Genomic DNA, 14,413 nt, shown 5'->3' with positions numbered 1-14,413 from the left:
GCCCAGCGCCGCGCATACGGGCGCAGGAAGGGCATGAGCGCGAAGAGGGGGCTGATACGCGATGGCAGGGGCGCAGCGGAAGGCATGGGAATCGGCAACAGATCAGAAGGCGCCCATTATCTCAGCCCCTGGATTGGGCCGTGGCTGACCCACGCACAGCAACTCCGGAGATGCCAGGACCAATCATCGTGTGCGCAGTGGAATCAATTTGATGCGCTCGAATCACCCCCTTGTAGACCAGCCGCTCTCAGCGCTCGCTAAGTCCGGCCGTCTAGTCTTGTGACCTCTCCGGTTTTCCAAGACATGGCATGCGCCGACGTCACACGCTCACCTTCCTCACGCTGGCGGTTCTGATGGCCGTTGCGGCTGTCCTTATCGCCCGGCGCCCAGGTGGGCAGGCTATCCGTCCAACGCTGGCCAACGGGCCGCTTGCGTCGGCCGTGGACAAGGCAGAAAACTACCTGCACGGCAAGGCGATCCAGGCTGGGCTTGAGCGGTCGGCATCGGGCTTGATTTACGACGTGACGGTGCTCAAGGCCGGCCGGATTTTCGATGTGCGGCTTGATGCACGCAGCGGCCGGATTCTTTCTGCTGCGATCAACAAGTAGCGCATTACGGATGGCGTGCCCGCGTGGGGTACGCTGTGCGCAGACTCGTTCTGACGCCGCATCCGCATGCCCAACATTCTTCTGATCAACCCGAATTCGTCCCAGGCCACCACGGACATGATGGTGCGCATCGCGCAAGACCACGCGCCCGCCGGCTATGCGGTCGTGGGGGCTACGGTAGCGAATGGGCCGTCGATGATCATTAACGAAGTGGAGCTTGCCGCTGCGGCCGCCGAGGTGGAAACCGCCTGGCGTAGTGCACGGGTGCCGCACGTGGGCGTAATCATTAACGCGTTTGGCGACCCCGGCGTGATGCAGGTTCGTGAGGCAAGCCGGCCCATACCGGTGGTCGGCATTTGTGAGGCGTCGATGCTGGAAGCGTCAGAAGGTGGGCGCCGATTCGGCGTGGCCACGGTCACGCCCGATCTGGTGGCCGCGATTGATGCCAAGGCGCAGGCGCTTGGGCTTGGCGCGCTCTATACCGGCGTGCAGCTCACGCCCGGCGAGCCGCATGCGTTGACGACCGATTCACGTGCATTGGAGCAAGCACTGGCTGATGCGGTGCGCGCGTGCTTGGAGGATGGCGCGCAGGCGGTGATCATCGGAGGCGGGCCGCTGGGGCAGGCCGCAGTGGGCCTGGCACAACGATTTGACGTGCCGATCATTGCGCCGATTTCCGCTGCGATGCGTCGGCTGAACACCTGCATCGCAGCGGTACAGGCGGCGCCGGTTGGCGCCGCTGTGCGGGCTTAGTTCGCGATGATCGACACCGTCGAATTGGCCGGCACCGTGATCGTCTCGCTATAGGTACCGGTCTTGAAGCCGCGCGCCACCGGGAATTGACCGAAGCCCTGCAGCGTGGCCGGCACGGCGCTCGGCATCGAGCGCTGGCTGCTGTAGTTCTGGCCATTGACGGAGGGGATCGAGAAGCCGCTGTCCGAACGCGCCGGATAGGCAAAGCCCCCCGGGCTGCCCGGCACTGGCAGCAGTGCCACCGCCGTCCCCCAACGGCCCAATGCATCGCCCAGGCCTGTACCGCCGCCGGCCTGGATGGCGTTGTTGAGCACCGTAGCCGAGTCCGTTGACGAGAAGTTCTGCAGCAGGTTCTTGTAGTACGCCACGCCGTACTGGCGCAGCAGGAAGCCGCCCAGGCTGCCCGAGATCGGATACCCCGGGCACGACGACGTGAGTGACGGGTCGAACGCCGTCAGAGAGCAGTTGTATGCGCTTTGCAACCAGGCCGGGAAACGGCTGTCGCGCACGTTGTTGAAACTCGGGTCGATCTGGCTGGAAAGCACGTCTTCCATCGTCATCGCCGTCATTTCTTCCAGCCACGTGCCATACATGTACTGCGAGCCGTTCAGCACGCCACGCTGGTAGAAGTTGGCCATATGCGTGAACTCGTGGCCCAGCGTGGAGATGACCGTGTTCAGCCCGTCTGTGCCGCCCAGGTAGATGGTTTCCGAGTCCACATAGAGCGACAGCGACTGGTTCGACAGCGGTTGCGAGCTGGTCGTGAAATTGTTGCGCGCCCAGAAGTAGCCCACGCGGCCATAAGGCTGGCCGTCGGGCTGGATGTTCAGTACCACGATGTCGAGCGCCTGGTTCGGATCGATCAGGCTGGCGGAGCTGGAGTAGCTGCCCCACGGCTGGCCGACGATCGATGTGGCCAGCGTGTAGACCGACTGCGTGCCCGAGGCAAACTTGGTGATCAGCGTGCTGATGATGCTGTCGGAGATCTTGCTGCTGCCGTATTCCGAGTTTTCGACCCACAAGTTGATGATACGGCCATCGGTGGCGGTTGCTTGCTGCTTGAGCGTGGCGGTGCGTACCGTGGCGGTGCCGTCCGGCTGCTGGTGGTTCCAGGTGCGCTGGGTACCGACACTGGCAACAGACTGCGGGCGCAAAACCGTGTCATTGGAAGCGCCTTGTGTCTTGAGCGGGCCCGCGCCAGAGGCATAGCCGTCCAGTGCGTGCGAGTTGAAGTCGGAGATCTGGCGGTCGAAGGCCGCGTTCATCGCGTCGTTCTTGACGGACGCCGTGGTCAGGTTGCCGGAGGCGCCGTTGGTGGGCGTGGTGCTGGTGGTCGTGCCACTGCCAAGACCAAGCAGGCTGCCGCTGGAGAGCGACACGGACGGCATCGGCTGCGCAGCTGCGCCCTGGTTGGTATAGATGAGCGTGACGTTCTGGCCTGTCAACCCGGCAATCGACACATTCACGGTGCCGGCCGAACCGCCCGTATTGGTGGCTTGCCACACGCCCACACCGGAGCCGGCGTAGGTATTGCCCAATGCACCGCAGTTGGAGCCGCTGCACGCGGCAGCCAGATTGATGCTGGCGGGGGTCGCCGGCGTGGCGGCCGGGGTGGCCCCAGAACTGCCACCACCGCCACCGCAGGCCGCCAGCGTGCCTGCTGCTGCCACCATCATCGCGATGGCCCATTGCTTCGTACTGCTACCGCCCTTGCTGCCTTCCATCCTCATCTCTCCAAATCCGAATTCCGGCGCGCTGTCGGCTCGTGACTGCGGCGCGCGGACGGATTCTCAAGGGGAGGTGACGGATTCGATCCGTGGAAATGACGGGTCGGCAGGGCCCAATTCCCCCTGATGTGGGGGTGTCGCCACCGGCACCCTGTCGGAAAGGTTGAAAAAGTCGTAGCCCCAGGATGTAGAAGCGGAAAACGGGGGAGAGCGGTGGCCGACACTTTTGTGCCAGGGCGGTCCGCTAGAATGGGCCGCTTTCCTGCGGATTGCGCCATTTCAGGCGCTGGATACGTCACCCATTCATGCTCGTCGCGCAGCTCAAATCGTTCTTCATGGTCGCCCGCCTGGGCAGCATCACGCTGGCTGCCAAGCAGCTGGGGCTTTCTCAGCCGACCGTGACATCGCAGATCCGCGCGCTGGAAGAGGCCTACGGGGTGGAACTGTTCTACCGCGGCGGACGCCGGCTGGCACTGTCGGACGCCGGCGTGCGCCTGATGCCGCTGGTCGACCAGCTCGTGCGGCAGGAAACCGAGATCGACTTCTTCCTGCGCAATTCGGGCGACATGGGCTCGGGCCATCTGCGCATCGGCGCCACGGCGCCGTACTACATCCTCGACATCGTTGACCGTTTTTGCCAGAGCCACCCCGGCATCGACGTGAGCATCGAAGCCGGCAATTCGTTGCAGATGCTCGACGCGCTGCAGGAGTACCGCGTGGACGTCGCTTCGTCATCGCAGCGGGTGGACGATGCACGCTTCCTGCGCATTGAGCTGGCGCGTGACCCACTGGTACTGGTGGTGCACCGCAGTCATCGGCTGGCCACACAGACAAGCGTGCCGCTGGCAGCGCTGTCACAGTGCCGGCTGCTGGTGCGCGAAGTGGGCTCCACCACACGAGCCATAACGGAAACGATGATGGCCCAGGCCGGCGTGACAGCGGCATCCACGGTGGAAATCGGCAGCCGGGAATCCATTCGCGAAGCCATCATGCGCAACCTGGGCGTGAGCGTGATCGCCCGCCAGGAGGTGCCAAGCCATCCGGACCTGCGCATGCTGGCCTTCGAGGGTGGCACGCCTGAGCTCAGCGAGTACCTCTACTGCCTGCAGGATCGGCGCGAAGCGCGGCTGATTGCCGCCTTCCTGGCGCAGGTGCGCTCGCCGGCGCCATAACTTCGTCATCCACCTGAACAAAAATCCGGAAATGCGCGCATTGGCGTTTTTGGGGTAACTGCCACAAGGGGTACATGTCGGCTAGCTACAGTAGCGACCGTTTTTGCTACTGCCTCAGCCGCCCCGTCAATGCCCCAGCCTGCCTCCCACCCGACTTCGGGTAACGCCACGCCGTTCCTCTCTGTGCGGCAAGTTGCCCGCCGTTTTGGCGCATTCACTGCGCTTGACGGTGTTTCGCTGGACGTGGCTCAGGGCGAATTCGTTTGCCTGCTCGGTCCGTCGGGCTGTGGCAAGACGACCCTGCTGCGCATCATTGCCGGGTTGGAGGCGCAGGACGCCGGCCAGATCGTCGCCGGTGGCCGCGATATTTCGAACCTGCCGCCGCGCGAGCGCGACTACGGCATCGTCTTCCAGTCGTACGCGCTGTTTCCGAACCTGACCGTTGCCCAGAACGTTGCCTACGGTCTGGACACCACCAACGGCAACCGCGCCCGCATGCAGGAGCGGGTGTCGGAGATGCTCGCGCTGGTGGGTCTGGCTGGCAGTGAAGCCAAGTACCCGTCGCAGCTCTCGGGTGGGCAGCAACAGCGTGTGGCGCTGGCCCGCGCGCTGGCGCCAGCGCCATCGCTGCTGCTGCTGGATGAGCCGATGTCGGCGCTGGACGCCCAGGTGCGCGAACACCTGCGCATCGAACTGCGCCGCCTGCAGCGCAAGCTGAACGTGACCACGCTGATGGTGACGCACGATCAGGACGAAGCCATGGCCATGGCCGACCGCATTGCGGTCATGTCCAACGGCCGCATCGAGCAGACGGGCTCGCCCTCGGAAATCTATACGCATCCCGCTACGAGCTTCGTTGCCGGGTTCGTTGGTCAGGCCAACTGGCTGCCGCTGGAACACAACGAAGATGGCACGCCCACGCTGGCCGGCCAGCCGCTGCTGCTCGATCCGGCGTTTGCGGATACCTTGCTGGGCTCCGGCCGCCTGTTCTGCCGCCCAGAGGCCGTGACGCTGCATCCGGATGACGATGCCCCCAACCGTCATCTCGCCCGCGTGGTCGACCAGATCTACCTGGGCAGCCGCACGCGTGTGACGCTGGCCATCGACGGCCTGGCCAATGCGCCGCTGGTTGCCGAAGTGGCTTCGAACGCGCTGCGCGGTGGGCGCGGTGCCCTCGGTGAGAGCAAGCTGTGGATCGCGCTCGAGCGCGATGGCCTGCGTGTCTATGCCTGAGGTGGTGATGTCGACGCTCCCTCCCGAGGCCAACGTGATCAATGTCGCCAAGGCCGCCCCGCAAGAACAAGCTGCACGGATGTCATTCTGGCGTACCGATGCGCCCGTGCTGGCGGGCATGAAGCTGGGGTGGTTCCTCTTGCTGACGCTCGGCTTGCTGCTGCCCACGGCGATGATGCTGTTGCAGGCCACGGGGCTGGTCGCCAGTGCGCGCAGCTCCGACGAGCACGGCCTGGCACTGGTTGCCCATGTCGTGCAGGGGCCCAATTTTCTGGACATGGTGGGACGTACCCTGGCCGTGTCGGGCACCGTAGCCGCCATCGTGGTGCCGCTGGCCTTTGCTTTTGCCTACGCCGTGCAGCGCACGCGTATGCCGTTGCGCGGCACGATGCGTACGCTGGCAATGCTGCCGCTGTTTGCGCCGTCGTTGCTGCCGGGTATTGCACTGGTCTACCTGTTCGGCAACCAGGGGCTGTTCAAGGCTTGGCTTGGCGGCAACAACATCTATGGTTTCTGGGGCATCGTGCTGGGTGAAGCGTTTTACACCTTTCCTTACGCGCTGATGCTGCTGCTTGCCACACTCACGCTGGCGGACGGCCGACTGTATGACGCTGCCCGTGCGATGGGCGCCGGCCCGTGGCGCACGTTCCGCACAGTCACGCTGCCGGGCGCACGTTATGGCCTGTTTGGCGCCTTTGCGCTGGTCTTTACGCTCGTTGCCACGGATTTTGGCGTGCCGACCGTGGTGGGCGGCAGCTACCAGGTATTGGCCGTGGAGGCCTACAAGTCGGTGGTGGGGCAGCAGAATTTTGCTCGCGGCGCCGTCATCGGCCTGATGCTGCTGTTGCCCGCGCTGCTCACCTTTGCGGTGGAGCGCCTCGTGCAGCGCCGCCAGCATGCCGCGCTGGCCAGCCGTGCGCAGCCATACCACCCGCAGCGGGACCGCATGCGTGATGGCCTCTATCTGCTGCTGACGGCATTGGTGGTCGGTTGGATTCTACTGATGCTGGCAACCGCCGTGGGCGCGTCGCTGGTCAAGCTGTGGCCGTACAACCTTGACCTTTCGCTGCGCAATTACGACTTCGACAACATGGATGGCGGCGGCTGGTTGGCCTATCGCAACAGCTTGAAGCTGGCTGCGCTCACCACCGTGTTTGGTACCGCGCTCATCTTTACCGGCGCGTGGCTGGTCGAGAAAACCCGCACCACCCGTGCTACCGCCTGGCTGCATCCGGCTATCCGCTTTGCCGTGCTGCTGCCAATGGCGGTGCCGGGGCTCGTGCTGGGTCTGGGCTACGTGTTCTTCTTCAACCACCCGGCCAATCCGCTCAATGGCCTATACGGCAGCATGACGCTGATGGTGCTCTGCACGATCATGCACTGCGCCACGGCCGCGCACCTCACGTCGGTGGCGTCGCTCGGGCAGCTGGACCCGGTGTTCGAAGCGGTATCGGCTTCGCTCAAGGTATCGGCACTGCGCACGTACTGGCGCGTGACGCTGCCGATGTGCCTGCCTGCCGTGCTGTCTTGCGCGCGTTACCTGTTTGTCTCGGCCATGACCACCGTGTCAGCGGTGATCTTCCTGTACAGCCCCGACACCGTGCTGGCCTCCGTGGCCGTGCTGAACATGGACGACGCCGGCGACATCGGCCCCGCGGCGGCCATGTCCACGCTGATCCTGGTCACGTCGATTGTCGTCTCGCTGCTGCTGGAACTCGCCACGCGCGGCATCACGCGCCGCACGCAGGCCTGGCGCACCACCTCACACTGAATTTGTAGCAACGCATTTCGAAAGTAAGGGAAACCAACATGGGTGACTCCTCCCCAATCACGACCCGCCAGGCTGGCACCGCCCGTGCCACGCCGTTGCGCCTGGAAGCCGCTGTGCTCGACTGGGCCGGCACCGTAGTCGATTTCGGCTCGTTTGCCCCCACGCAAATCTTCGTGGAAGCGTTTGGCGAGTTTGGCGTGGCCATCACGCTGGACGAAGCACGCGGCCCCATGGGCCTGGGCAAGTGGGACCACATCCGCACATTGTGCAATGACGGCGCGATTGCCGCGCGTTTCTCGCTCGCCCACGGCCGCATGCCGACCGATGACGACGTCACCGCCATCTACAACCGCTTCATGCCGCTGCAGATCGAGAAGGTCGGCGCGCATTCGGCAATGATCCCTGGCGCGCTGGAAACCATTGCCGCGTTGCGCGAGGCGGGTCTGAAGATTGGTACCTGCTCGGGCTACCCACGTGTGGTGATGGATCGCGTGGTGGATCTGGCGGCCAAGGCTGGCTATACGCCCGACTGCGTGATCGCGTGCGACGAGGTACCGCGCGCGCGCCCGTGGCCCGCACAGGCGCTGCGCTGCGTGGTGGACCTTGCCATTGGTGACGTGGCCGCCTGCGTGAAGGTGGACGACACCGTGCCCGGTATCGAAGAGGGCCGCCGCGCCGGCATGTGGACAGTGGCGCTGCTGATGTCGGGCAACGCGCTGGGCCTGCCGTATGAGCAATACGCCGCGCTGTCTGCCGAAGAGCGTGCGCACCATCGTGTGGCCATTTCGGCGGGCTTCGCCGCCTGCCAACCGCATTACGAGATCGACACGATTGCCGATCTGCCTGAAGTCATTGCCGACATCAACCGCCGCCTGGCGCGCGGTGAACGGCCGCAGTGCCTGTGATTTCCGCTGTTCTTTCCGTCGCATCAAACCTGTTGCATCAAACCACTTGCTTCACACCACACTGAGGAAACCATGACGAAACGTCTTTCCCTCCTGGCCGCTGCCGCCGCCATGGCGCTTGCCACCTCGGCTTACGCCAAGACCACGCTGACCGTGTACACGGCGCTGGAAGCTGACCAAGTGAAGGCGTACCAGGAAGCCTTCGAGAAGGCCAATCCGGACATCGAAATCAAGTGGGTGCGCGACTCCACGGGTGTCGTCACCGCCAAGCTGCTGGCCGAGAAGAACAACCCGCGCGCTGACGTGGTGTGGGGCCTGGCAGCTTCGAGCCTGGCGATCCTGGACAAGGAAGGCATGCTGACGCCGTATGCACCGGCAGATCTGTCGAAGATCGGTGCCACGTACCGCGACAAGGCCAACCCACCGGCATGGGTGGGCATGGACGCCTGGGGTGCCGCCATCTGCTTCAACACGGTCGAAGCCGAGAAGCAGCACCTGCCGAAGCCGACGTCGTGGGCTGACCTGACCAAGCCGGTCTACGCCGGCAAGATCGTCATGCCGAACCCGGCCTCGTCGGGCACGGGCTACCTGGACGTGAGCGCCTGGCTGCAAATGCTGGGCGAGCAGAAGGGCTGGGACTACATGGATGCCCTGCACAAGAATATCGGCCAGTACACGCACTCGGGCTCGAAGCCTTGCAAGATGGCCGCAACGGGCGAATTCCCGATCGGTATCGCGTTTGAATACCGTGCCGTGAAGACGAAGAAGGAAGGCGCACCGATCGATATCGTGCTGCCGTCGGAAGGCCTGGGCTGGGACGTAGAAGCCACCGGCATCATGAAGGGCACCAAGAACCTGGATGCCGCCAAGAAGCTGGCTGACTTCTCGGCAAGCCCGGCTGCAATGGCGCTGTACGAGAAGAACTTTGCCGTGGTTGCCACGCCGGGCTTCTCCAAGCCGGACCCGCTGCTGCCCGCCGACTACGAGAAGCGCCTGATCAAGAACGATTTCACGTGGGCCAGCGCCAACCGTGACCGCATCCTCGCCGAGTGGACCAAGCGCTACGACGGCAAGTCGGAGAAGAAGTAAGTGAGTGAAGCTCCCCTGATTTCTGTTGCTCAAGGGAGCCTGGATGCCAGCACCGACGTCGCAATCGTCGGGGCTGGCATTTTGGGCTTGGCGCACGCCGCTGCTGCCGTCAAACGCGGCCTGCGCGTGACGGTGTTCGAGCGCAGTGAGGTCGCCGTTGGTGCCTCCATCCGCAACTTCGGTCAGATGCTGGTGACTGGCCAGCCGCCCGGCATCATGCTGGACCTCGCGCGTGAAAGCCGTGAGCTGTATCTCGGTTGGGCTGACAAGGCCGGCATCTTCGCGCGTGCCAAGGGTGCGCTGCTGTTTGCCCGCAATGCCGCGGAAGATGCTGTGCTGGACGAGTTCATGGCCACCCGTGCACAAGCGTTTGGCTACAACGTCAAGCTGCTGCGCGGCGCCGATCTGGCCAATCTGTACAACGGCCGCTTCACGCGTCACCGGTCTGCACTGCAGGGCTTTGATGACGTGCAGCTGTACTCTCGCGAAGCGATTCCAGCGTTGGCGACATGGCTTGCCACGCAGGGCGTGCGTTTCCACTTCGGCACGCTCGTGCGCCATGTGGAAGGCGGCCGGCTGGAGACCACGGCTGGCGTGTGCAACGCGCAGCGCGTGATCATCTGCAGCGGGCACGACTACCAGACGCTGTGCGCCGACCAACTGCGTGCGCTTCAACCGCAGGTCTGCCGCCTGCAGATGCTGCGCGTGACTCCCGAAGACGGCTTCCAACTGGAACACGCCGTGCTGACGGGCCTGTCATGCACGCACTACGGCGCGTTTGCCGATCTGCCGACCGCCCAGGCGCTCGCCATGCAGATCGAACAACAACGCCCTGAACTGCAGCGCCACGGCATTCACCTGCTGGTGAGCCCGACGCCGTATGGCGACTGGATTGTTGGCGATTCACACGACTACAGCCAGGACGCTCGCCCGTTCAACGCCGAGTCGGTCGACAACATCATGCTGGACCTGGCCCGCGACACCTTTGGCAGCAAGCTGCGTGTGGTGGAACGCTGGCAGGGTGTGTACGGCGCCAAGTGCCATGTGCCCGGCAGCGGCGCGTTCTCGATCACCCGCGTCGATGACCGCACCACCGTCGCACTGATGCACAGCGGTATCGGCATGAGCGTGGGGCCTGCGCTTGCGCACCGCCATGTCGACGCCCTGGTGGACGGCACCGCGTTGCCGCAGTGGACACCGCCGGCTGCATTGCCTGCCGCAGCCACGGCCTGACGCCTCGTCGCCTGAAGAAAGAAGCCCGTACGGTTTGCGCCGTGCGGGCTTTTTCCTTTCGGGCTTCAGGCCGCGAACAGTTCAACGACGGGCCAGCCACGCGCTTCGGCCACGCTGCGCAAGGTAGCGTCGGGGCTGATGGCTATCGGGTGAGAGACCTTTTCCAGCAGCGGCAGATCGTTGCGTGAATCGCTGTAGAACACCGTGCGGGAGAAGTCCGCCATGCGCTGGCCGCGCTGCGCAAGCCATTCGGTCACGCGCACGATCTTGCCGGGGCCAAAGCTCGGCGTGCCGACCAGGTTGCCCGTGAAGTTGCTGTCAGCCTGGTTGCCGACCGTCTCGCCTTCCACCGCCAGCAGGTGCGGCACGTTGAAGGCGGCGGCAATCGGTTCGGTCAGGTATCGGTGCGTGGCGGTGACGATGCAGCAGAGGTCGCCCGCGCGCAGGTGCGCATCAACGAGTTGGCGCGCGCGCGGCAGCATGGCGGGCTGGATGACATCCCGCATGAAGGTGGCGCGCCAGGCATCGAGCCGCGTGCGCGGATGCTGCGCCAACAGCCCGAGCGAAAAGCGTGCATGACGGGCAAAGTCCAGCGTGCCCTCGCGGTACTCACGCATCCAGCGCTCGTTGGCTTGCTCAAAGGCCTCGCGGTCTACCGCGCCCTGGGTAACCAGGAAGCGGCCCCATTCGTATTCGCTGTCGATTGGCAGCAGGGTGTGGTCCAGGTCGAACAGGGCGAGCGATTGCATACAACAGGTGGCAGTGGCGGTTGGAAAAACCGCGAGGTTACTGCCTCAACGCGTCGTGGCTGTGTCCATCGCCAGAACTTTGGCGATGAACGCATCGGCGTTTTTCTTCGGATGATGTTTGTCCAGGCAATCAAGAAAGCTGCGCACCAACCGAGAATCCTTGCGCTCTTTCAGGAAGTACAGGTATTCGTGGATAACCGGCGCATTGGCGGCAAACGGCAGCACACGCACGTCGGGCCGGCGCGGAGCCTCCCGCTCGGGCACGATGCTGCAGCCGAGCCCCAGGCTGATGGCTTCGTAGATGGCTTCGCGGCTACCGATGATGCTCATGCTGGCGGGCTCGATGCCGGCGGCGGCCAGGGCGTCTTCGGTCACGCGGCGGGTGACGGAGCCTGGCTCGCGCATCAGCAGCTGGCAGCCGGCAACATCGTCAAGCGTCACGTGCGGGCGGCGTGCCAGTGGGCTGTCGAGCGGCACCACCAGCACCATCGTGTCGTCGGCCAGGGTAATGCGATGCAGGCGTTCGTCATCCACCGCGTGCGACGAAACAGCCAGATCGATGCGGACCTCCGACAGCGCTTCGAGCATCTGCTGCGAGTTGCCGAACTCGATGGTGATCTCGATGGTCGGGTAGCGGGTGCGGAAGGCGGCCACGCTGGGCAGAATGTAGTAGGGGCCGGTGGCGCCCACGCGCAGGTTGCCGGTGCGCAGGTCGCCCGCATTGCGCAGGAGAAAATCGACGTCACCCTCTTGCTGTGCCAGGCGCTCGACAATGGGCATAAGACTCACGCCCAGGTCAGACAGGTCCAGACGACTGCCGCGGCGGTGGAACAGTTCCACGCCGTACATCTCCTCCAGTTGGCGGATGCGTCCGGTCACGGTGGGCTGCGACAGACGCAGGCGCTTGGCCGCGCCTGTCACGCTGCCCTGGCGAGCCACCTCAAAGAACGACATCAATAGATCGCCCAACATGCTTATGTTTCCTCTGCATTTCATTCGGTATTTGGCAACAGAGTGTAGAGAGCCTTTGTGACGCTTCACACTGTGAAACCTTACGAAGCGTTGTGGCAGCGCGGGGCGGCGAGCCTTGCAGCACAAGCATCCTATGGCTGGGAGTAGGGCGCTGGGCGCACATCGTGCTACCTTGTGAGCCAGTGCGCGCAATACAGGAAGAGGAGACACCATGCCGGTGCTGAAGGTCGATGTCGTGACGGCAGAAGAACGGTTGTACGAGGGCACAGCCAAATTCGTGGTCATTCCCGGCACCGAGGGCGAGCTGGGCATCCTGCCCGGCCATGAGCGCCTGCTCACGCGCCTGCGCCCAGGCACGGTGCGCGTCACGCTGGAGAACGACGATGAAGTGATCCTGTTCGTGGCCGGCGGCTTTGTCGACGTGCAGCCCGAGCAGGTGATCGTGCTGGCCGACACGGCCGTGCGCGCGCGTGATCTGGACGAGGCCAAAGCCCAGGAGGCCCGCAAGGCTGCCGAAGAGCTCATGCAGAACAGCCACAGCAAGATCGACTATGCCCGCGCCCAGGCTGAACTGGCCGAAGCCGTGGCCCAACTGGCCGCCATTGAGCGCCTGCGCAAGCGCCGCCGCTGAGTTCTCCCCGCCCCTGCATCTGCCGCGCACCACAAGCGCGGCATTGTGTCGTCCCACCCACGGTGGGGTAAAGAACGGCGTCGGCGCTCCGTTTTAGACCAGAGCTATCAAAAACCCCCGTTGAACGTCCTCCAGAGACGTGATCGGTTCTGCTGGTCTGCCGATGCCGCCCCTCGTTGTGATTGCCCGTGCGCTCGTTTGCCGTGTCCCCCACGACTGCCGAAAGCGCGTGCGTGCCATGGTTCCGCTTGCGCTGTTGTTACGCCTGTCTTTGCGGGAACTCGGGTGGATCGGCAATGCGCAAATGTTTGCGGTGGTATTTCTGCTGGCACCGGCGTTCGCCAATGCAGGAGCCGACGTCAGCGATCTGACCGAGCTGCCCATCGAGCAGTTGATGCAGGTGCGGGTGGTGACCAGCGTGTCGAAGTACGCTGAAGCGGCCAATGAAGCACCCGCCAACGTGCAGGTCATCACTGCCGATGACATCAAGACCTACGGCTGGCGCACGCTGGCCGACATTCTGGCCAGCCTGCCGGGCCTCTACACCAACTACGACAGGAACTACGCCTCGCTTGGTGCGCGTGGTTTCTTGCGCCCGGGCGACTACGACACGCGCTTCCTGCTGCTGATCGACGGCTACCGCACCAACGATTCTGTCTTTGACGAGGCGGCAGTCGGTACCGATGCGATGCTCGATGTGGACTTGATCGAGCGCATCGAATACGTGCCTGGCGCAGGCTCCGCCGTGTATGGCTCGAATGCGCTGTTTGGTGTGATCAACATCATCACCAAGCGCGGCCGGGATATTGGCGGTGTGCAGGTCAGCGGCGCCACCGCCAGTGCCAACGCACGCAATGGCCGCGTCACCTGGGGCAACCGGGCAGAGAACGGTGCCGAATGGCTGCTGTCGGCCAGTGTGAGCGACGCGCCGGGCCGTGATCTGTACTTCCCACAATTCAACCAGCCCGGCATCAGCGACGGCATTGCGCGCGGCATGGATTTCGACCGCGGCAAGCGCCTGTTCGCCAAGGGTAGCTTTGGAGAGTTCGGCCTGACCTTTGGCTATGCGGACCGCACCAAGGGCACGCCAACCGCGCCGTACGACCAGCTGTTCGGTGACCCGCGGTCGCGCACCATTGATACCCGTCAGATGCTCAATGGCACGTGGCAGCACGCGCTGGACGACGCCACCGATGTGTCGGCACGGGTGTACTGGGGCCGCTACGTATCGCAGGGCCACTACGTCTACAACTATCCGCCGGTGACCGAGAACCGCGATTTGTACGACTCCGCCTGGTATGGCGTGGAGTTCAAGCTCGTCACGCGCCGCTTTGAGCAGCACACACTCGCGATCGGTACCGAACTGCAGCGCGACTACCGCGACGCGATGCGCAATTTTGATGTCACGCCCTACGTCAGCTACCTGGACGACCATCGCAACAACACCCGCGTGGGCCTCTACGTGCAAGACCAGTTCGCCATCAACCAGAACTGGGTGCTCGACACCGGCCTGCGTTACGACCACACCACCTTTTCGCCGGGCATCTTCAGCCCGCGCATGGGCCTGATC

At 64.3% G+C, this 14,413-nt stretch carries 13 protein-coding genes; 10 read left to right on the top strand and 3 right to left on the bottom strand.

Annotated features, from left to right (window positions below):
• Positions 1-308: 308 nt before the first annotated feature.
• Positions 309-608, top strand: coding sequence for a PepSY domain-containing protein (locus tag JHD73_RS22270; RefSeq protein WP_199032367.1), 300 nt, complete (start codon positions 309-311; stop codon positions 606-608).
• Between the two features lie 66 nt (positions 609-674).
• Entirely contained in the window at positions 675-1,361 is a 687-nt protein-coding gene (locus JHD73_RS22265; protein ID WP_199032366.1) for an aspartate/glutamate racemase family protein, read from the top strand.
• On the opposite strand, the gene JHD73_RS22260 is transcribed toward JHD73_RS22265, so the two are convergent.
• Positions 1,358-3,085, bottom strand: coding sequence for a hypothetical protein (locus tag JHD73_RS22260; protein ID WP_199032365.1), 1,728 nt, complete (start codon positions 3,083-3,085; stop codon positions 1,358-1,360). The two genes, JHD73_RS22265 and JHD73_RS22260, sit on opposite strands and share 4 nt — an antisense overlap.
• A 308-nt stretch (positions 3,086-3,393) precedes the next feature.
• On the opposite strand from JHD73_RS22260, the gene JHD73_RS22255 reads away from it, so the two are divergent.
• The 6 genes from JHD73_RS22255 (at position 3,394) to JHD73_RS22230 (ending at position 10,491) form a co-directional block, all read left to right on the top strand.
• On the top strand, positions 3,394-4,260 hold the full coding sequence (locus JHD73_RS22255) for a LysR family transcriptional regulator (protein WP_199032364.1): 867 nt from the start codon (positions 3,394-3,396) through the stop codon (positions 4,258-4,260).
• 129 nt (positions 4,261-4,389) lie between these two features.
• Positions 4,390-5,493 (top strand): putative 2-aminoethylphosphonate ABC transporter ATP-binding protein, encoded by a 1,104-nt coding sequence (locus tag JHD73_RS22250; protein WP_199032363.1) that lies wholly within the window; start codon positions 4,390-4,392, stop codon positions 5,491-5,493.
• A gap of 7 nt (positions 5,494-5,500) precedes the next feature.
• Entirely contained in the window at positions 5,501-7,264 is a 1,764-nt protein-coding gene (locus JHD73_RS22245) for a putative 2-aminoethylphosphonate ABC transporter permease subunit (protein ID WP_199032362.1), read from the top strand.
• A 38-nt stretch (positions 7,265-7,302) separates the two neighbouring features.
• A complete protein-coding gene (gene phnX, locus JHD73_RS22240) occupies positions 7,303-8,169 on the top strand; it encodes a phosphonoacetaldehyde hydrolase (protein ID WP_199032361.1) in 867 nt (288 codons plus the stop codon).
• A 72-nt stretch (positions 8,170-8,241) separates the two neighbouring features.
• Positions 8,242-9,258, top strand: coding sequence for a putative 2-aminoethylphosphonate ABC transporter substrate-binding protein (locus tag JHD73_RS22235; RefSeq protein WP_199032360.1), 1,017 nt, complete (start codon positions 8,242-8,244; stop codon positions 9,256-9,258).
• Positions 9,259-10,491, top strand: coding sequence for a TIGR03364 family FAD-dependent oxidoreductase (locus tag JHD73_RS22230; protein WP_199032359.1), 1,233 nt, complete (start codon positions 9,259-9,261; stop codon positions 10,489-10,491). It abuts the gene before it with no gap.
• 65 nt (positions 10,492-10,556) lie between these two features.
• Here the strand turns inward: JHD73_RS22230 and JHD73_RS22225 are convergent, their stop codons facing one another.
• On the bottom strand, positions 10,557-11,240 hold the full coding sequence (locus tag JHD73_RS22225; RefSeq protein WP_199032358.1) for an HAD family phosphatase: 684 nt from the start codon (positions 11,238-11,240) through the stop codon (positions 10,557-10,559).
• Between the two features lie 45 nt (positions 11,241-11,285).
• Entirely contained in the window at positions 11,286-12,212 is a 927-nt protein-coding gene (locus tag JHD73_RS22220) for a LysR substrate-binding domain-containing protein (RefSeq protein ID WP_199032357.1), read from the bottom strand.
• A 211-nt stretch (positions 12,213-12,423) separates the two neighbouring features.
• Here JHD73_RS22220 and JHD73_RS22215 point away from each other — a divergent pair, with 211 nt between their 5' ends.
• A complete protein-coding gene (locus JHD73_RS22215; RefSeq protein ID WP_199032356.1) occupies positions 12,424-12,843 on the top strand; it encodes a F0F1 ATP synthase subunit epsilon in 420 nt (139 codons plus the stop codon).
• Positions 12,844-13,147: 304 nt separating this feature from the next.
• Positions 13,148-14,413: TonB-dependent siderophore receptor (locus tag JHD73_RS22210; RefSeq protein WP_199032368.1), on the top strand; the 1,266-nt coding region annotated here is incomplete at its 3' end.

The sequence above is a fragment of the Ralstonia sp. ASV6 genome (genome assembly GCF_016429285.1).
Taxonomy (GTDB): Bacteria; Pseudomonadota; Gammaproteobacteria; order Burkholderiales; family Burkholderiaceae; genus Ralstonia; species Ralstonia flaminis.
The sequence above is the reverse complement of the archived record's forward strand: the minus strand, read 5'-3'. Positions and strand labels throughout refer to the sequence as shown.